Below are 18,117 nucleotides of genomic sequence, written 5' to 3'. Positions count from 1 at the left end.
GGAACACGCCGCGGCCCCGTCCGGGAGTCCCGGACGGGGCCGCGGCGCTCGGCGCCCTACCGCTGCTCGGCGCCGCCGGGCCGCGGCTCAGCGCTTGGGCCGGCCGATCAGCTGGCCGATGTTGTCCAGCAGCGGGATCTCCAGCCACGGGTTCGGCTGCGCGACCAGGGTCAGCAGCACGATCGAGGCGCCCAGGAAGGCCAGCACGATCACGTCGGTGAAGCGGCTGCGCACGGCCAGCATCCCGACCTCGGGCAGCACCAGCCGCAGCACCGCGCCGAGCAGCACGCCGGTGCCGAGGATCAGCAGCCCGTACTTGAAGCCGTCCTTGAAGTCGGCGAGCCAGGTGACCGCGAGGCCGGCGCCGACCACCGACAGGACCAGCGTTATCGGCCACTGCCGGACCGGCAGGGCGTGGTCGCGCCCGAGGGCCGGGGCGGCCCCCTCGGGCGGCAGGGTGCCGGTGGTCTTGACCGGCCGTTGCCGGGACCGCGCCGGACGCGGTTCAGTCATGCTCGCCGTCCCTCGGGGGTCAGACGCCGGCGCGGCGCTCGGCCGCCTCGACGATGTTGTTGAGCAGCATCGCGCGGGTCATCGGGCCCACGCCGCCGGGGTTCGGGGAGATCCAGCCGGCCACCTCGGCCACCCCCGGGTGCACGTCGCCGACGATCTTGCCCTCGCTGCGGCTGACGCCGACGTCCAGCACCGCGGCGCCCGCCTTGACGTCCTCCGGCTTGACCAGGTGCGGCACGCCCGCGGCGGCCACGATGATGTCGGCCTTGCGCAGGTGCGCGCCGAGGTCCCGGGTGCCGGTGTGGCACAGGGTCACGGTGGCGTTCTCGCTGCGGCGGGTCAGCAGCAGGCCGATCGAGCGGCCGACGGTGACGCCGCGGCCGACCACGACGACCTCGGCGCCGTCGATCTCGACCTCGTGCCGGCGCAGCAGCTCGACGATGCCCAGCGGGGTGCAGGGCAGCGGGCCCTCGATGCCCAGGGCCAGCCGGCCGAGCGAGGTCGGGTGCAGGCCGTCGGCGTCCTTGTCCGGGTCCATCAGCTCCAGGACCGGGTTCTGGTCCAGGCCCTTGGGCAGCGGCAGCTGGACGATGTAGCCGGTGCAGGTCGGGTCGGCGTTGAGCTCGCGGACGACGTCCTCGACGTCCTGCTGGGTGGCGGTGGCGGGCAGCTCGCGCTGGATCGAGGCGATGCCGACCTCGGCGCAGTCCTTGTGCTTGCCGTTGACGTACCAGCGGCTGCCCGGGTCGTCGCCGACCAGGACGGTGCCGAGGCCGGGCGTGACGCCCTTCGCCTTGAGGGCCGCCACGCGGGCGGCGAGTTCGGACTTGATCGCGGCGGCGGTGGCCTTGCCATCGAGAATCTGGGCAGTCATGACCCCATTCTCCCGGATCGCGGCCGCCTCCCGTACCGGGGCCGCCCCGGCGACCGGACGGGCACGGAAGGCCCGCACCACGTTGCGGTTGCGCCACAGTCTCCGCACCACGCCCACAACCGGCTGGACAGCGCGCTGCCGTCCGGTTGACGATATGCGGGCATCCCCTGCCGCGACCGGGCCCGGTGACGGGCCGACGGTCCCGCAGCAGGGCGTACCCGGGGGAAAGAGCCAGTGATCCGACCACAGCACACCGCGCAGCCAGACCGCCACGGCGCCCTCACCGCGCCGTGCCCGTCCTCGCGTTCGATCACTGGCCCGTCACAGCACTGAGCCGGCCGCGCCCGTCACCGCCGCCGGGCTGTCACCGCGCTCCGATACCGTCCCGTTCCGTCGGCGACCCGACTCGCCGGCCGCAACCGGGCCCTCCGCCGTCCCGTCCCCGCGTTCCCGCAACTGCCCGGAGGCATCCATGAGTTACCCGCCCGACCCGAACAACCCGTACGGCCAGCAGCCGCCCGCGCCGGGCTACGGCTACCCGCAGCAGGCCCCGCCGCAGCCCGCGCCGGGCTACGGCTACCCGCCCCAGGCGGCCCCCGGTTACGGCTACGCGCCGGCCGTGCCGCAGTCCATGCCGGGCCTGGTGACGACCGCCCGGGTGCTGCTGTTCATCGTGGGCGGTGTGCAGGCGATCCTCGCGCTGGTCTACCTGCTCATAGGCGCCGCCGCCAAGGACGTCACCAACACGGCCAAGGCGACCACCAGCGACAACCCGTTCACCGCGCTGGGCGACGCCGCCGCCGGCATCCTGATCGTCGTCGCGGTCCTGTTCGCGCTGTTCGCCGCGCTCTCCATCACGCTGGGCGCCAAGTTCGGCAAGGGCGGCAACAACGTCCGGATCACCACCATCGTGTACGGCTCGCTCGGCAGCCTGGTCGGCCTGCTGATCCTGGCGGGCGCCGTCAGCGCCGGCACCGCCATCGGCTATGTGATGGCCGGTCTGTGGCTGGCCATCAGCATCATCTGGATCACCGCCATGTGCACCCAGGAGGGCTCCGGCTGGTTCAACCGGCCGCGCTACTGAGCACACGGCACGACCACGACGAAGCGGCCCGGCCCCTCGACCGAGGGACCGGGCCGCTTCGTGCCGCTCAGTGGAAGAAGTGGCGGGCGCCGGTGAAGTACATCGTCACGCCGGCCTCCCGGGCCGCCTCGACGACCTGCTCGTCACGGATCGAACCGCCCGGCTGGACGATCGCCCGGACACCGGCGGCGATCAGGATCTCCGGGCCGTCCGGGAACGGGAAGAAGGCGTCCGAGGCGGCGTACGAGCCCTTGGCCCGCTCGCCGGCCCGCTCGACCGCGAGCTTGCAGGAGTCGACCCGGTTGACCTGGCCCATGCCGACGCCGACCGAGGCGCCGTCCTTGGCCAGCAGGATCGCGTTGGACTTGACGGCCCGGCAGGCCCGCCAGGCGAAGGCCAGCTCGGCCAGCTCGGCCGCGGACAGCGCCTCGCCGGCGGCCAGCGTCCAGTTCGCCGGGTCGTCGCCCTCGGCCTGCACCCGGTCCGCGTCCTGGAGCAGCACGCCGCCGGAGATCGGGCGGACCTCCTGGTGGTTGGCCGGGGCCCCGGGGGCGACCAGCACCCGCAGGTTCTTCTTCCGGGCCAGCACCTCGACCGCGCCGTCCTCGTACCCGGGGGCCACCACGACCTCGGTGAAGATCGGGGCGATCTGCTCGGCCAGCTCGACGGTGACCGGGCGGTTGACCGCGATCACGCCGCCGTACGCGGAGACCGGGTCGCACTCGTGCGCCTTGCGGTGCGCCTCGGCGACGTCGGCGCCGGTCGCGATGCCGCACGGGTTGGCGTGCTTGATGATCGCGACGGCCGGCTCGGCGTGGTCGTACGCGGCGCGGCGGGCGGCGTCGGTGTCGACGTAGTTGTTGTACGACATCTCCTTGCCGTGCAGCTGCTGGGCACCGGCCAGGCCGCCGGTGCCGTCGCTGTACAGCGCGGCGCCCTGGTGCGGGTTCTCGCCGTAGCGGAGCACGTTCTGGCGCTCCCAGGTGGCGCCCAGGAACTCCGGGAACCGCTCGTCGCTGGGGGCGTAGCCGGCCTCGAACCAGGAGGCGACGGCCACGTCGTAGGCGGCGGTGTGGGCGAACGCGGCACCGGCCAGGCGCTTGCGGGTGGCCAGGTCGAAGCCGCCCTCGCGGACGGCGGTCAGCACGTCGGCGTAGCGGGCCGGGTCGACCACGACGGCCACCGACGGGTGGTTCTTGGCGGCGGCGCGGACCATGCTCGGGCCGCCGATGTCGATCTGCTCGACGCACTCGTCCGGGGTGGCGCCCGAGGCGACGGTGGCCTTGAACGGGTAGAGGTTCACCACGACCAGGTCGAAGGGCTCGACACCGAGCTCGGCCAGCTGCGCGCGGTGCGACTCCAGGCGCAGGTCGGCGAGCACGCCGGCGTGCACGCGCGGGTGCAGCGTCTTCACGCGCCCGTCCAGGCACTCCGGGAAGCCGGTCAGCTCGGAGACCTCCGTCACCGGGACGCCGGCGGCGGCGATCCGGCCGGCGGTGGAGCCGGTGGAGACGATGGCGACCCCGGCGGCGTGCAGGCCCTGGGCCAGCTCCTCCAGACCGGTCTTGTCGTACACGCTGATCAGCGCGCGACGGATCGGACGGATGTTCTCCGAAACGGGGGGCGTGGTGGAGCTCGCGCTCATGCCGGGATCCATACCTTTCGGTCCTCGATGCGGTGACCTTCGCGGGCCAGCCGGCCCACGACGTCGACGAGCAGCTTGCGCTCGACAGTCTTGATGCGCTCGTGCAGCGCGTCGCCGCCATCGGCGTGGTCGGCGTCGAGCACCTCGACGACGCCCTGCGCGATGATCGGCCCGGTGTCCACTCCGGCGTCGACCAGGTGGACGGTGCAGCCGGTGACCCTCACCCCGTACGCGAGCGCGTCGGTGACGCCGTGGGCGCCGGGGAAGGACGGCAGCAGTGCGGGGTGGGTGTTGACGATCCGCCCCGCGAAGGCCGCGATGAACTCGGGGCCGAGGATCTTCATGAAGCCGGCCGTGACCACCAGGTCGGGCTGGTGGGCGGCGACGGAGGCGGTCAGCGCGCGGTCCCAGTCGGCCCGGTCCGCGAAGTCCTTCACCCGGTGGACGAAGGTCGGCAGGCCCGCCCGCTCGGCACGCTCCAGGCCGGCGATCCCGTCCCGGTCCGCGCCCACGGCCACGATCCCGGCGCCGTACGCCGGGTCGGCGGCGGCGTCGATCAGGGCCTGGAGGTTGGTGCCGGAGCCGGAGACCAGCACCACCAGGCGGGCCGGTCCGGGCGTACGGGGCGGGAAGAGCTGGGCGGGGGCGGCGGCCACTGCGCGATTCTCCGTAGGTCGGGCGCCGCCCGCTGGTACGTCCACCGGCGGTGGGGCCACTACGAACGGCAGGTCGAGCGAGGGGGAACACCAGGAGAACCCGCCGCGACGCGGGACCGGGGGAACCCGTGGGAGCTGCTGACCGTCACCACGATAACGGCTGGTCGGAGGCCCCCCGCACCCTCCCTCCGGCGCTACGCGCGTAGTTGAGACGGGGATCTCCTCGGGCCCTCCGCACCGGAGTTACGGGCGACCGGCCCCGGTACGGGCAGGCCCCCGACGGGCCCTCGAACGCTTGCGGGATCATTGGGGCGGAGGAGACCGCCCCCGAGCGCGACCCTCCGCACGAGCCCCGACCGAGAAGGAACGGCTGAACCCATGAGCAGCGGCGACGACACCGACGAGCGCAACCCCTTCGCGCCGCCGCCCGCGGACGCCCCGGACCAGCCGTGGCGGCCGCGCAGCCCCTGGCCCAGCCAGGGTCCGGAGGGCGACGGCGGCCAGGCCGGCGGTCCCGGCGGCGACCGCCCGCCGCACCCCCAGCAGTGGGGACCGGGCCCCGGCGAGGGCGGGCCCGGCCGTCGCCCCCAGGGTCCGCAGCCGCCCCGGCTCGACCTGGCGAACCCGGCCCACCGCAAGGCGCGCAACGCCGCGCTGGCCGGACCGTTCGCGCTGGTCTGCCTGTTCACCGGCTTCCACTGGATCGCCCTGCTGGCCGGCGTGCTCGGCATCGTCTGGGGCGTCGGCGCGCTCCGGGCCGGGCGGACCGCGACCGCCCCGGCTCCCGCCGCGGCACCGGCCGGGGCGTACGGCCAGGCCGGCCCGTACGGTCAGACCGGCCCCGTCGGTGCCCCGGCGCCGAACCCGCTCACCCCGGCCGCGCTCGCCGGGATCCTCACCGGCGCGATGACCGTCATGGTCGCCACCTCGGTGATCGGGCTCAGCGTCCACTACCGGGACTACGTCACCTGCGTGCGGGACTCGCTCACCAACGTCGGCGCCGAGAACTGCGACCGGTACGCGCCGCAGTGGTACGTGGACTTCAGCGGGAACGCCGAGTAGCGGGAACGCGCCGAGTAGCGGGAGCGCCCAGGAGCGGGAACGCCGAACGGCCGGCCCGACCGGGGTCAGTCGGCGGGGCGCCGGGCGGACAGCCGCAGCACGAGGGCGTGGGCACCGGCGCGCAGCCGCAGCGCGCTCCCGCGCGTCCGGGTCGCGAGCCGGGCGTAGGCGCCCGCGACGGACGCCGGGGCCCGGACCAGGTCCCCGGCCGGAGCCCCGGCCAGGTCGTCGTCCAGTGCCTCGGCCGGGTCCTCGGCCGGGGCGGGGCCGAGCGCGCGGTACCGCACCAGCAGGGCGCCCGGCACCGCCACCAGAGCGAGCCAGCCCGCCGCCGCCAGGCCCGTCCACCACGGCACCGGCCCGAGCCGGGCCATCCGCTCGGCCGCCAGCGCCCCGCCGGACAGCCAGCCCAGCACCGTCGCCCCGGTGCCGAGCAGCAGCGCGGCCGCCAGGGCCGCCGTCGCCGTCGCCGCGGGCGGCCACGGTCCGCCCCCGCCCGCCGGGGAGGGCCGGCCCGCCGCCGCCCGGCCCAGCAGGAGCGCGGGCACCAGCCCCGCCAGCAGCGGGAGCAGCAGCGCGGCCAGCCGCCAGCCGCCCGGGCCCTCCTGGGGCAGCAGGGCGAACAGCGGGAACTCCGGCACCGCGCCGAGTTCCGTCCCGCCCGGCGACACCAGCGACCCGGCGCCGACCTCGAAGCCCGGGCCCAGCGCGTACGCGGCGCCCCACAGCACCGCGTTCGGCAGCAGCACCACGGTGACCAGCAGCAGCCCGACCAGCGCGGCGGGCCCGCCGCCGAGCAGCGCCATCCCGCGCCCGCCCCCGGCCACCGCGTCCAGCACCGCCGCCACCGCCACCAGCAGCCCGCCCGCCGCGAGCAGCCCCGCCGCGGCCGCACCCGCCGCCCGGCACACCGCGGGCGTGCCCCCGGTCGGCCGCCAGCCCGGCGGGAGCCGGTCGAACAGCGCCTCGGCATGGATCCGCGCCGCGCCCCCGGCCCCCTCCGTCCCGGCGGCTCCGCCGGACCGTGCGCCCGCCGCCGTCGCCAGCCCGGCCACCAGGCCCACCACCAGCAGGTCCGGCAGCACCCGGCTGCGGAACAGCCCGGCGCCCGCGCTGTGCAGCGCCACCACGACCGCCACCGCGCAGTACCCCGCCCAGAGCGCCAGCGGGCCGCCCCAGCGCGAGCGCAGCCCCCGCCGTGCCGCCACCCCGGCCCCCGCCCGGTACAGCCGCACCACGGCCAGGGCCCCGAGCAGCAGCGGAGTGACCGTCAGCGGGGCGTCCGCGCCGCCGCGCAGGACCGGCGCGCCGTGCCCGAGCAGCCAGAGCGCACCCGCCAACCGGGTGGCACCGGCCGCATCGGAGTCCGCGTACGGCGTCGCCACCCAGAGCCCGAGGACCGGCACCCCGACCACCGCGAGACCGACCAGCGCCGTCCGCACCCCCGCCAACAGGTCGGCCAGCGCCGGGCGTCCACCCAATTCGCCGGGCACTTCCAGGAGCGGACGGCCCATCAGCTGCGTCATGCGCCTCATGGTGCCAAGGCGACTCGCCATGCTCCGTGAACCGGCAAACCGCCGCCGTGTCCCAGATTATTGTCTTATGCGCCTTTTCAGACCCTGCCCCCAAGCCGCCGCCGCCCCGGCCCGGAGCGTCTGATGACCACGCCACCCGCCCGTGCCACCGATCCCCTGCGGAAGCTGACCCCCCGTGAGGCCCAGGCCCTCACCCACCTGGCCGCCGGACACGGCCTCGATCACACCGCCGCCGCACTCGGCGTCACCACCGCGACCGCCCGCAGTTATCTGCACCGGGCCATGCGCAAACTCGGCTGCCCCACCGAAGCCGCCGCGATCGCCCTGCTCAGGACCGCACCCCCGACCGGCCCGGGCCGGCGCCCCCCGGCCGCCCCCACCGGCACCGACCGTACGCGAGTGGCCCCCACTGCCCCGGGAGAACGCAGCGGCATGACCAAGACCACCCCGACCGGCGGGAAGCCCGGCACCGACAGCGACCGCCGCCACCGCTCCCCCGGCGTCGGCAGCGGACCCGGCAGCGGACCCGGCACCGGCCCCGGCCGGTCGACGGCGCACGGCGAGCCCGGCACCCCGGCGGCCTCCGGGCCGGGCCAGCAGTCCGGCCAGCACCAGGGCCAGCCGCAGGGCCCGTCCGCGCGCCCTGGGCCAGCCCCGGGCAAGCCCGAGGGTCGGCGCCGTCGTCCCGCGGACGGCACGCGCGGCCCACAGGGGGCCGGGCGCAAGCCGGGCGCCCCCACCGCCGCCACCGCCGCCGCGGTCACCGCCCCGACCGCCGCCCCGGGCCCGGCCGCTCCGCAGCCACCCGCGGCCGCCCGGCCCGCGACCGCGTCCGTGGCCGGTCCCGGTTCCGGTTCCGGTTCCGGTTCCGCCCCCGGCGGGCGGGACGCCGCCGACTCCCGTGAACGGATCAGCGCGGCCCTCAGCGAGGCGGGCCACGGACGGGACCTGACGGAGAGCTTCGAGGAGCTGTACGAGGCCGCGCACACCCGGCTGGTGCAGCAGGTGTTCCTGCTGACCGCCTGCCGCCACCGCGCGGTGCACTGCGTGCGGCGGGCGTTCGGGGAGGCCCGGCAGGACTGGGGCGGGGTGGTCGGCTCGGGCGATCCGGAGGGCTGGGTGCGGGTGCGGGCCTGCGAGCTGGCGCTGTCGCCGTGGCGGCGCGGCGGCCCCCGGCGGGTGCACGCGTGGACGCTGCCGCACCGGCGGATCCGGGTCCGGCCGGCCGACGAGGCCCAGTCGGTGCTGCCGGACCACGACCGGCTGACCGACCGGGACAAGGCGCTGTTGAAGGCCCTGCGGCGGCTGTCCCGGCCGCAGCGGCGGGCGCTGGTGCTGCACGACGGGCTGGGGCTGCCGGCGGCGGCGGTCGCGGTGGAGGTGGAGTCGACCCGGGCGGCCGCCGAGGGGCGGGTGTGGGCGGCGCGGACGGCGCTGGCGCAGTGGGTGCCGGAGCTGGTGGGGCCGGACCCGGCGGCGCCGGGGTTCGCGGACGGGCTGAGCGGGCTGCTGCACCGGGCGGCGGTGCGGGGCTGCCCGGAGCCGCACCGGGCGCCGGTGCCGGTGCTGCGGGCCAAGCACCGGATGGGCACGGCCGCCCGGACGGGCGCGGCGGTGCTGCTGACGGTGGCCGTGGGCGGGGCGACGGTGGCGACGCTCTCCGGGCTGCGTCCGGCGGCGCTGTTCCACCGGCCGGAGCAGCCGGTCCCCGCGCTCTGCGTGCCGGCCCCGACGGCGGAGGTGGAGGCCCCGGGCGTGCCGCTGCTGCCGGGCGGGGCGCCGAACGGCATCACCAGCCTGTGGTGCAGTCCGACGCCGGGGCTGGAGGCGGTGGTGGCGGAGCCGCAGGCCCAGGCGGTCGCGCGCTGGGAGCTGCCGGCCGCGGCCCGGGGCGTGGCCCCGCCGCCGCAGCAGGACCCGGCGGTGTGCCCGACCTGGTCGCCGCTGCCCTGCGCCACCGGTCCGGGGCACTGACGCGCCGACGGCACCGGGAACGGCGAGCGCCCCCGCCCACAGGGGCGGGGGCGCTCGGCGCGCGGGTGACCGGGATCAGCCCTTGGCGGCGATGATCTCGCGGGCCAGGCGGGCGGTCTCGGACGGCGTCTTGCCGACCTTGACACCGGCGGCCTCGAGGGCCTCCTTCTTCGCCTGGGCGGTGCCCGAGGAGCCCGAGACGATGGCGCCGGCGTGGCCCATGGTCTTGCCCTCGGGGGCGGTGAAGCCCGCGACGTAGCCGACGACCGGCTTGGTGACGTGCTCGGCGATGTAGGCCGCGGCACGCTCCTCGGCGTCGCCACCGATCTCACCGATCATGACGATGATCTCGGTCTCCGGGTCCTCCTGGAAGGCCTTGAGGGCGTCGATGTGGGTGGTCCCGATGACCGGGTCACCGCCGATGCCCACGGCCGAGGAGAAGCCGATGTCGCGCAGCTCGTACATGAGCTGGTAGGTCAGGGTGCCCGACTTCGAGACCAGACCGATCTTGCCGGAGGTGGTGATGTCGGCCGGGATGATGCCGGCGTTCGACTGTCCGGGGCTGATCAGGCCGGGGCAGTTCGGGCCGATGATCCGGGTCTTGTTGCCCTTCGAACCGGCGTGCGCCCAGAAGGCGGCGGTGTCGTGCACCGGAACGCCCTCGGTGATGACGACGGCCAGGCCGATCTCGGCGTCGATGGCCTCGATGACGGCGGCCTTGGTGAAGGCCGGCGGCACGAAGAGGACGGAGACGTCGGCGCCGGTCTCCTTCATGGCCTCGGCGACGGAGCCGAAGACCGGGATCTCGGTGCCGTCGACGTCGACCGTGGTGCCGGCCTTGCGCGGGTTGACACCGCCGACGATCTGGGTGCCGGAGGCGAGCATGCGGCGGGTGTGCTTCATGCCCTCGGCGCCGGTCATGCCCTGGACGATGACCTTGCTGTCCTTGGTAAGGAAGATAGCCATGGTGTTAAGTCCCCTTCCTTACTTGTTGGCCAGCTCGGCGGCGCGGTCAGCGGCGCCGTCCATGGTGTCCACGCGCTGGACCAGCGGGTGGTTGGCGTCGTCGAGGATCTTGCGACCCAGCTCCGCGTTGTTGCCGTCCAGGCGGACGACCAGCGGCTTGGTGACGTTCTCGCCCTTGCTCTCCAGGAGCGCGAGGGCCTGCACGATGCCGTTGGCGACCGCGTCACAGGCGGTGATGCCACCGAAGACGTTGACGAAGACCGACTTGACGTCGGGGTCGCCCAGGATGATCTCCAGGCCGTTCGCCATGACCTCGGCGGAGGCGCCGCCACCGATGTCCAGGAAGTTGGCGGGCTTGACGCCGCCGTGGTTCTCACCGGCGTAGGCGACCACGTCGAGGGTGCTCATGACGAGGCCCGCGCCGTTGCCGATGATGCCGACCTGGCCGTCGAGCTTGACGTAGTTCAGGCCCTTGGCCTTGGCAGCGGCCTCCAGCGGGTTGGCCGCGGCCTTGTCCTCGAGCGCCTCGTGCTCGGGCTGACGGAACTCGGCGTTCTCGTCCAGGGAGACCTTGCCGTCGAGCGCGATGATCTTGCCGTCGCCGGACTTGATCAGCGGGTTGACCTCGACGAGGAGGGCGTCCTCCTTGATGAAGACGGTCCACAGCTTCTGCAGGACGTCGGCGACCTGGTCGGCGACCTCGGCCGGGAACTTCGCCGCGGCGACGATCTCGGCGGCCTTCTCCGGGGTGCAGCCCTCGTTGGCGTCGACCGGGATCTTGGCGAGCGCCTCGGGGTTCTGCTCGGCGACGACCTCGATCTCCACGCCGCCCTCGACGCTGGCCATGGCCAGGAAGGTGCGGTTGGTGCGGTCCAGCAGGAACGAGACGTAGTACTCGTCCTTGATGTCCGCGGTCTGGGCCAGCATCACCTTGTGAACGGTGTGGCCCTTGATGTCCATACCGAGGATCGCCTCGGCCTTGGCGACGGCGTCGGCCGGGTCGGCGGCGAGCTTCACGCCACCGGCCTTGCCACGGCCGCCGACCTTCACCTGAGCCTTGACGACGGCGCGTCCGCCGAAGCGCTCGGCGATGGCGCGAGCGGCTTCGGGGGTCTCGATGACATCACCGTCAAGCACGGGCACGCCGTGCTTGGCGAAGAGGTCCCTCGCCTGGTACTCGAACAGGTCCACGTGTGTTCGTCCTTGTTCGTGGTCGCGGATTGTGTCTCTACGAGCGTGCCACGGCAGGATCTTCGCTGCGGGTCGTCGAAGCGGTGCGGGTACGCAGAGGTACGGCCTTGCGGCCCACACAGCCACGGGCGCACACGTCAATCAACACGCGCGTCACGTCCGTCTGGCAGGTTATCCCCGTGGGACGGGACTGTTCCGCCCGGGGCCTGTCCGCCATGGGTGAGAACCGTCACAGATCGGCCTCCGGCCGTCGACGGCACCCGCGGTCCACCGATCGAGTGATTCACACGTTCGAGTGAAGTCGTCACCCCCCGGTCAAAGCTCCCGGTCAGGGGCTCCCGGTCAGGGCTCCCCGTCGGCCGCCACCGTCGGGTGCTGCGGGATCGGACGCTTCTCGATCGCCGCCGCCATGATCCCGGGGAAGGCGTCCGGGGTGCAGGCGAAGGCCGGGGCGCCGAGCGCGGCCAGGGCGGCGGCGTGGGCGTGGTCGTACGCGGGGGCGCCCTCGTCGGACAGCGCGAGCAGCGCGACGAACTGGACGCCCGCCGCCTTCATCGCGGCGACCCGCCGCAGCATGCCGTCCCGGACACCGCCCTCGTACAGGTCGCTGATCAGCACCACGACGGTCTCCGACGGCCGGGTGATCCTCGACTGGCAGTAGGCGAGGGCCCGGTCGATGTCGGTGCCGCCGCCGAGCCGGGTGGCGAACAGGACGTCCACCGGGTCGGTCAACTGCTCGGTGAGGTCGACCACCGAGGTGTCGAAGACGACCAGCCGGGTGTCCAGGCTGGGCATCGAGGCGAGCACCGCGCCGAACACCGCGGCGTGGACGACGGACGGCGCCATCGAGCCGGACTGGTCGACGCAGAGGATGACGTCCTTCCTCACCGCCCGCCGGGCCCGGGCGTGGCCGACCAGCCGCTCGGGCACGACGGTGCCGTGCTCGGGCAGGTAGTTCCTCAGGTTGGCCCGGATCGTCCGGTCCCAGTCGATGTCCCGGTGGCGCGGCCGGTTCACCCGGGCGCTGCGGTCCAGGGCTCCGCCCAGGGTGGTCCTGGTCCGGTCCGCCAGTCGGCGCTCCAGGTCGGCGACCACCTTGCCGACCACGGCCCGGGCGGTCTCCCGGGTGGTCTCGGGCAGCGCGTGCCGGAGCGACAGCAGGGTGCCGACCAGGTGCACGTCCGGCTCGACGGCCTCCAGCATCTCCGGCTCCAGCAGCAGCCGGTCCAGGCCGAGCCGGGTGATCGCGTCCTGCTGCATCAGCTGGACGACGGTGGACGGGAAGTACTCCCGGATGTCGCCCAGCCAGCGGGCCACCTGCGGGGCCGAACCGCCCAGCCCGGCCGCGCGGCGGCCGCCCCGGGGCGTCCTGCCGCCCTCCTCCGGCGCACCCCGGTAGAGCGCGGCGAGGGCGCCGTCCATCGCGGCGTCGCGACCGCGCAGGGTGCAGCCGGTCCCGTCGGCCGCGCCGCCGAGCACCAGGCGCCAGCGGCGCAGCCGTTCGTCGGTCGGGGTCGCTGCCATCGGGTCCTCCTGGTGCGGCGGGCGGGTCGGGGGTGGCGGCCGGGGTCAGGTGTCGCGGCCGGCGGGCTGGCGGGGGATCCGCGGGCGGACGCCGAGCAGGACGGCCAGCACCGGGACGGCCGCGTCGGCGCGGTCCGGGTCCAGTGCGCCGCCGGTCCCGGGCGCCGCCGGGGCGGCGTCCAGCGGACCGGCCGCGACCCGGGCGCCGATGGTGGTGCGCACGCCCGCCTCCAGCCCGGCGAAGGTGCGCCGCAGCAGTGGCAGGACATCGGTGAACACCTCGCCGCCGACCCCGCAGAGCCACTCGTCCAGCAGGGCGAGCAGCCGGGGGTCGTGCAGCAGCAGGGCGCCGCCGCCGGCGAGGAAGCCCTCGACCCAACCGGCCGCGTCGGCCGGGGCGTTGGCCGTCGACAGCACCAGCCGGAGCCGTCGGCCGACCGCCTCCGCGTCCAACCGGCCGTCGTCGAGCAGCAGCCGGACGGCGCGGCCGCGCAGCAGGCCGGGGACGCCGGTGGCCGGGGAGCCGGCGGGCTCGCGGCGGGCCAACGAGCGCAAGGCGGTGGCCCAGCGCTCGGGCAGTCCGTCGGGCAGTCCGTCGGGGGCCCCGGCGGCATCGGCGGCAGCAGCGGTACCGGCAGCGGCGGGGCCGGCGGCGGCCGGGCCCGGGCCGAGCAGGGCGATCGCGCCGTGCACCTCGTCGATCCGGGCCCGCATCGCCGCCGCCCCGTCCGCGTCCAGGCCGACGCAGGCGGGTGGCAGCCCGACGCAGACCCGCTCGGCCAGCCCGGCCGCGGCCCCGGCCAGCGCGCCGTGGTCGGTGCCGCGCACGTCGCCGTAGCGCAGCGCCCGGACCAGCGCCGGCAGCGCGGCCGCCAGGTGCGCGACGTCGGTGTCCAGGGCCGCGCAGTCCGCCAGCACCCGCATCACCGCGGGCAGCGCACCGGACAGCCCGGCCAGCAGGCAGGTCTCCACCAGGCCGGTCAGCTCGGCGAGTTCGACGGCGGCGCGGGCGGTGCCGACCGCCTTGCCGACGGCGGCCTGCTCCACCGTGGTGCCCCACTGGGCGGCCTCGGCGATCCGGACCGCGAACTCCGGCTGCCAGCAGAGCCGCCAGCTCTCCCGGAAGGTGCCGGTGGAGTGGACCGGGGACCGGGCCGGCACGCCCCACCCGACGCCCAGCAGCCGCAGCCGGTGCAGCAGCCGGGAGCGGGCCGCGTCGGTGTCCTTGCGCAGGTCGAGGTCGAGGTCCCGGGGCGCGGCCTCCGGTCTGAGCCGCAGCGAGCGCTGCAGCCGCGCCAGGTCGCGCTGCAGCGGCACCGCCGGTGCGCCGTCCGGCACCTCGCCGAGCGCGTCGCCGACCACCAGGCGGTCCCGGACGAGTTCCAGCGCGACGTCCGAACCCTCGCAGAGCACCGCGCGGACGGCGTCCAGGGTCTCGGTCAGCCCGGCGAGCGGGCGGCCGCGCAGCACCGCGAGGGTCTCGGCGAGCCGGACCGCCTCGATCACGTGGGCGGAGGAGACCGGGTGGTCCTCGGCGCGCAGCAGGTCGGCGGCCCGGGTGAGCCAGCGCGGCACCGGGTCGCCCTCGGTGCTGAACAGGTGGTGGTACCAGCCGGGCGACCGGACGCCCGCGCCGTAGCCGGCGGCCTGGGAGAGCCGGCGGTGCGTCCACGGGATCCAGGTGATGTCCGCCCGCACCCTCTTCGGCAGCCCGGCGAGCAGGGCCCGGTCGTGCGCGACGGTGGGCGCGGTCGCCAGCGCGGGCACGTGGAAGGCGCCGCAGACCACGGCGATCCGGCGGTGACCGGCCCGCCGGGCGGCCCGGATCCGCTGACGCATGTGGGCCTCCCGCAGTTCGTCCCGGCGGGACTCGCCGAGGCCCTCGGCGCGCAGCGCCGCCATCGCCTCGGCGACGGCGGCGAACGGTGCCAGCGCGTCCGCGCCGGGGGCGCGGTGCTCGACCACGTCCTCCCACCAGCGCTCCGGGTCGTCGTGGCCGGCGGCCCCGGCGAGCAGCGCCAGCGGGTCCGCGGGCGGTTCCTCGGCGGCCTCCCCGCCCTCCTCGGCCGGGTCGTCCGCCCGGTCCCAGGGCCGGTCCCCCGCGGCCGGCGCGAAGGCGTACCCGGCGGGCAGGTCGATGAAATGCACCGGCAGGCCGTGGTCCACCGCGTACCGGATCGCCACCCACTCCGGGGAGAACGCGGCGTACGGCCAGAACGCGGCCCGCGACGGGTCGTCCACCGCGTGGGCGAGCAGGGCGACCGGCGGCACCAGGTCCTTCCCGGCCGCCAGGTGGACGACGGCGTCGGCCTCCACCGGGCCCTCGATCAGCACCGCGTCCGGCCGCCACTGCGCCAGCGCGGCCGCCACCGCCCGGGCCGAGCCGGGGCCGTGGTGCCGGATGCCCAGCAGGGCGACCTCCGAGGTCACGCCGTCACCTCGCGGGCCGCGCGGTAGAAGTCCTTCCAGCCGTCGCGCTCGCGCACCACCCCTTCGACGTACTCGCGCCACACCGCCCGGTCCGCCACCGGGTCGCGGACGACCGCGCCGAGGATGCCGGCCGTCACGTCCCCGGCGCGCAGCACGCCGTCGCCGAAGTGGGTGGCCAGGGCCAGGCCGTTGGTCACCACCGAGATCGCCTCGGCGGTGGAGAGGGTGCCGCTCGGGGTCTTGACCTTCGTCCGGCCGTCCACGGTGAGACCGGCCCGCAGCTCCCGGAAGACCGTCACCACGCGCCTGATCTCCTCGGCGCCGCCGGGCAGTTCGGGCAGGTCGAGGGAGCGGCCGAGCTGGTTGACCCGGCGGGTGACGATGTCGACCTCCTCGTCCAGCGAGCCGGGCAGGGGCAGCACCACGGTGTTGAAGCGGCGGCGCAGCGCGCTGGACAGCTCGTTGACGCCGCGGTCCCGGTCGTTGGCGGTGGCGATCACGTTGAAGCCGCGCACGGCCTGCGTCTCGCCGCCCAACTCCGGTACCGGCAGGGTCTTCTCGGACAGGATGGTGATCAGGCCGTCCTGCACGTCGGCCGGGATGCGGGTGAGCTCCTCGATCCGGGCGAGCTTGCCGTCCGCCATCGCCCGCATCAGCGGCGAGGGCACCAGGGCGTCCCGGCTGGGGCCTTGGGTCAGCAGCCGGGCGTAGTTCCAGCCGTACCGGACGGCCTCCTCGGGGGTGCCCGCGGTGCCCTGCACCAGCAGCGTGGAGTCGCCGCTGACCGCGGCGGCCAGGTGCTCGGACACCCAGGTCTTCGCGGTGCCGGGCACGCCGAGCAGCAGCAGCGCGCGGTCCGTCGCCAGGGTGGTGACGGCGACCTCGACGATCCGGCGCGGACCGATGTACTTGGGGGTGATCCGGGTGCCGTCCGGCAGCTCGCCGCCGAGCAGGTACGTCGCCACGGCCCACGGCGAGAGCTTCCAGCGCTCGGGGCGCGGGCGGTCGTCCTGGGCGGCCAGCGCGGCCAGTTCGCCGGCGAACGCGTCCTCGGCGTGCTGCCGCAGAACGTCGGTCATGGGGGCTCCTTGAGGTCGGCCGCCGGGCCCGCGGGTGCCCCGGTGGTGAGGTGAACGGAGGGAGCCAGGTCGGCGTCCCGGCCTGTGGGAACCACCTTGCAACGCGGCACTGACAACCGCCGGACGGGCGCCGGACGGGCCGTCAGCCACTGTCAGTGCCCCCGCCTACCGTCGGTCGCATGGAGGAACGCTGGAGCACCGAACACGTCCTGTCGCTGGCCCCTGACGCCACGTCGCGCAAGGCCGCGGGCGAGCTGTCCGCGCCCGCGCCCTGGACCGGCACGGGCACCGACGGCGCCGCCCTCTGGGGCGAGTGCCGGGGCGGCGGCCGCACGCCGTACCGCACCGTGATCGAACTCGCCACGCCCGCCTACCGGTGCAGCTGCCCCGGCCGGAAGCTCCCGTGCAAGCACGCGCTCGGACTCCTCCTGCTGTGGAGCGGCGCCCCCGAGGCCGTACCGGCCGGCGAGCCCGCCGACTGGGCGGCCGAATGGCTGGAGGCCCGGCGGGAACGGGCCGAGAAGCGCGCGAGCGCCCCGGCCGACCCGGAGGCCGCCCGCCGCCGGGCCGAGCGGCGCGGCGCCCGGGTCGCGGCCGGCGCGGCCGAACTGCGGCTGCGGCTCGCCGACCGGATCCGGCACGGCCTGGCCGACCAGTCCTCGGCCGGCCCCTGGGAGGAGGTCGCGGCCCGGATGGTCGACGCCCAGGCCCCCGGACTCGCCGCCCGGGTAAGGGAGTTGGACACCCTGCCGGAGGACCGGCTGCTGGAGGAGTACGCGATGCTGCACCTGCTGGCCACCGCCGCCACCCGGGTCGACGAGCTGCCGGCCGCGCTGGCCGCCACCGTCCGCGCCCGGGTCGGCTACACCCTGGACGCCGCCGAGGTGCTCGCCGGCCCGACCGTACGGGACCGCTGGCTGGTGCTCGGCAGCCGCACCGTGCCGATGGAAGGGGCGACCGACGAGCGGCTCACCACCCGCCGGGTCTGGCTGCGCGGCGCCAAGACCGGCCGCCCCGCCCTGCTGCTCGCCTTCGGCCGCCCCGGCCGGGCCCCCGACCTCGCCCTGCCCACCGGCCACCTGCTGGAGGCCGAACTCGCCTACCACCCCGGCGCCCGCCCGCTGCGCGCCGTGCTCGGCACCCGCTACGGCGCCCCCGGGCCGGGCCCGGCCGCCCCGCCCGCCGGGCTCACCGTCGCCGAGGCGGTCGCCGGGTACGGCGGCGCGGTGGCCGACGACCCGTGGCTGGACAGCTGGCCGACCGTGCTCGCCGGGGTCGTCCCGGTCCGCGCCCCGGACGGCTGGCACCTGACGGACGGCCACCACACCGTCCCGGTACGGCCCTCGGCCGTCCCCGAGGCCGCCCTGTGGCGGCTGGCCGCGGTCTCCACCGGCCGCCCGCTGACGGTCTTCGGCGAGTACGGCCACCAGGGTTTCGCCCCGGTCACCGCCTGGACCGCCGAGCACCGCCCGGTCGGCCTCACGTCCGTCTAGGGCCTGTCCGGCGGATCTTGGCAGATCAGCGCGCGGCGTTGGGCGCCCGGCTGGGCGTGCGCCCGAGTCGGCCTCGTACTGGACGTACTTG

At 75.8% G+C, this 18,117-nt stretch carries 14 protein-coding genes; 4 read left to right on the top strand and 10 right to left on the bottom strand.

The window, feature by feature from the left end; all coding sequences use genetic code 11:
- Window positions 1–87: 87 nt before the first annotated feature.
- Entirely contained in the window at window positions 88–513 is a 426-nt protein-coding gene (locus ACFXPX_RS39760; protein ID WP_380521176.1) for a DUF3017 domain-containing protein, read from the bottom strand.
- 19 nt (window positions 514–532) lie between these two features.
- Window positions 533–1,387, bottom strand: a complete 855-nt coding sequence (locus ACFXPX_RS39755) for a bifunctional methylenetetrahydrofolate dehydrogenase/methenyltetrahydrofolate cyclohydrolase (protein ID WP_375882225.1) — start codon at window positions 1,385–1,387, stop codon at window positions 533–535.
- A 472-nt stretch (window positions 1,388–1,859) separates the two neighbouring features.
- Here ACFXPX_RS39755 and ACFXPX_RS39750 point away from each other — a divergent pair, with 472 nt between their 5' ends.
- Window positions 1,860–2,471 (top strand): hypothetical protein, encoded by a 612-nt coding sequence (locus ACFXPX_RS39750; protein ID WP_375882223.1) that lies wholly within the window; start codon window positions 1,860–1,862, stop codon window positions 2,469–2,471.
- A 67-nt stretch (window positions 2,472–2,538) separates the two neighbouring features.
- On the opposite strand, the gene purH is transcribed toward ACFXPX_RS39750, so the two are convergent.
- Together purH and purN are read right to left on the bottom strand one after the other, a co-directional pair.
- On the bottom strand, window positions 2,539–4,116 hold the full coding sequence (gene purH, locus ACFXPX_RS39745) for a bifunctional phosphoribosylaminoimidazolecarboxamide formyltransferase/IMP cyclohydrolase (protein WP_375882220.1): 1,578 nt from the start codon (window positions 4,114–4,116) through the stop codon (window positions 2,539–2,541).
- Window positions 4,113–4,772, bottom strand: a complete 660-nt coding sequence (gene purN, locus ACFXPX_RS39740) for a phosphoribosylglycinamide formyltransferase (RefSeq protein ID WP_375882217.1) — start codon at window positions 4,770–4,772, stop codon at window positions 4,113–4,115. Before purN ends, purH begins: the two co-directional genes overlap by 4 nt.
- Window positions 4,773–5,150: 378 nt before the next feature.
- On the opposite strand from purN, the gene ACFXPX_RS39735 reads away from it, so the two are divergent.
- Complete coding sequence (locus ACFXPX_RS39735) at window positions 5,151–5,834, top strand: hypothetical protein (protein WP_380644796.1); 684 nt, start codon at window positions 5,151–5,153, stop codon at window positions 5,832–5,834.
- Window positions 5,835–5,899: 65 nt separating this feature from the next.
- Here the strand turns inward: ACFXPX_RS39735 and ACFXPX_RS39730 are convergent, their stop codons facing one another.
- Window positions 5,900–7,360 (bottom strand): DUF6350 family protein, encoded by a 1,461-nt coding sequence (locus tag ACFXPX_RS39730; protein WP_380521182.1) that lies wholly within the window; start codon window positions 7,358–7,360, stop codon window positions 5,900–5,902.
- Window positions 7,361–7,492: 132 nt separating this feature from the next.
- On the opposite strand from ACFXPX_RS39730, the gene ACFXPX_RS39725 reads away from it, so the two are divergent.
- Entirely contained in the window at window positions 7,493–9,343 is a 1,851-nt protein-coding gene (locus ACFXPX_RS39725; RefSeq protein ID WP_380644795.1) for a LuxR C-terminal-related transcriptional regulator, read from the top strand.
- Window positions 9,344–9,418: 75 nt separating this feature from the next.
- Here the strand turns inward: ACFXPX_RS39725 and sucD are convergent, their stop codons facing one another.
- From sucD to ACFXPX_RS39700, 5 genes are all read right to left on the bottom strand, one after another.
- Complete coding sequence (gene sucD, locus ACFXPX_RS39720) at window positions 9,419–10,309, bottom strand: succinate--CoA ligase subunit alpha (RefSeq protein WP_375882209.1); 891 nt, start codon at window positions 10,307–10,309, stop codon at window positions 9,419–9,421.
- Between the two features lie 18 nt (window positions 10,310–10,327).
- Window positions 10,328–11,500: an ADP-forming succinate--CoA ligase subunit beta gene (sucC, locus tag ACFXPX_RS39715; protein ID WP_375882207.1), complete on the bottom strand. Its 1,173-nt coding sequence runs from the start codon at window positions 11,498–11,500 to the stop codon at window positions 10,328–10,330.
- A 342-nt stretch (window positions 11,501–11,842) separates the two neighbouring features.
- Complete coding sequence (locus tag ACFXPX_RS39710; RefSeq protein WP_380644794.1) at window positions 11,843–13,024, bottom strand: VWA domain-containing protein; 1,182 nt, start codon at window positions 13,022–13,024, stop codon at window positions 11,843–11,845.
- A gap of 45 nt (window positions 13,025–13,069) precedes the next feature.
- Complete coding sequence (locus tag ACFXPX_RS39705) at window positions 13,070–15,454, bottom strand: DUF5682 family protein (RefSeq protein WP_380644793.1); 2,385 nt, start codon at window positions 15,452–15,454, stop codon at window positions 13,070–13,072.
- Entirely contained in the window at window positions 15,451–16,533 is a 1,083-nt protein-coding gene (locus tag ACFXPX_RS39700) for an AAA family ATPase (protein WP_380521189.1), read from the bottom strand. Before ACFXPX_RS39700 ends, ACFXPX_RS39705 begins: the two co-directional genes overlap by 4 nt.
- A gap of 179 nt (window positions 16,534–16,712) precedes the next feature.
- Here ACFXPX_RS39700 and ACFXPX_RS39695 point away from each other — a divergent pair, with 179 nt between their 5' ends.
- Complete coding sequence (locus tag ACFXPX_RS39695) at window positions 16,713–18,026, top strand: SWIM zinc finger family protein (RefSeq protein WP_380590043.1); 1,314 nt, start codon at window positions 16,713–16,715, stop codon at window positions 18,024–18,026.
- Window positions 18,027–18,117 lie beyond the last annotated feature (91 nt).

Origin of the sequence: Kitasatospora sp. NPDC059146 (genome assembly GCF_042786665.1) — a bacterium.
Taxonomy (GTDB): domain Bacteria; phylum Actinomycetota; class Actinomycetes; order Streptomycetales; family Streptomycetaceae; genus Kitasatospora.
The sequence above is the reverse complement of the archived record's forward strand: the minus strand, read 5'-3'. Positions and strand labels throughout refer to the sequence as shown.

What these genes read in the sequence shown, in the direction of transcription:
- ACFXPX_RS39710 (WP_380644794.1), bottom strand. Translation starts at nt 13,024, where the DNA reads ATGGCAGCGACCCCGACCGACGAACGGCTGCGCCGCTGGCGCCTGGTG.
- sucD (WP_375882209.1), bottom strand. Translation starts at nt 10,309, where the DNA reads ATGGCTATCTTCCTTACCAAGGACAGCAAGGTCATCGTCCAGGGCATG.
- purH (WP_375882220.1), bottom strand. Translation starts at nt 4,116, where the DNA reads ATGAGCGCGAGCTCCACCACGCCCCCCGTTTCGGAGAACATCCGTCCG.
- ACFXPX_RS39750 (WP_375882223.1), top strand. Translation starts at nt 1,860, where the DNA reads ATGAGTTACCCGCCCGACCCGAACAACCCGTACGGCCAGCAGCCGCCC.
- ACFXPX_RS39695 (WP_380590043.1), top strand. Translation starts at nt 16,713, where the DNA reads ATGGAGGAACGCTGGAGCACCGAACACGTCCTGTCGCTGGCCCCTGAC.
- ACFXPX_RS39760 (WP_380521176.1), bottom strand. Translation starts at nt 513, where the DNA reads ATGACTGAACCGCGTCCGGCGCGGTCCCGGCAACGGCCGGTCAAGACC.
- ACFXPX_RS39725 (WP_380644795.1), top strand. Translation starts at nt 7,493, where the DNA reads ATGACCACGCCACCCGCCCGTGCCACCGATCCCCTGCGGAAGCTGACC.
- ACFXPX_RS39735 (WP_380644796.1), top strand. Translation starts at nt 5,151, where the DNA reads ATGAGCAGCGGCGACGACACCGACGAGCGCAACCCCTTCGCGCCGCCG.
- ACFXPX_RS39755 (WP_375882225.1), bottom strand. Translation starts at nt 1,387, where the DNA reads ATGACTGCCCAGATTCTCGATGGCAAGGCCACCGCCGCCGCGATCAAG.
- ACFXPX_RS39730 (WP_380521182.1), bottom strand. Translation starts at nt 7,360, where the DNA reads ATGACGCAGCTGATGGGCCGTCCGCTCCTGGAAGTGCCCGGCGAATTG.
- ACFXPX_RS39700 (WP_380521189.1), bottom strand. Translation starts at nt 16,533, where the DNA reads ATGACCGACGTTCTGCGGCAGCACGCCGAGGACGCGTTCGCCGGCGAA.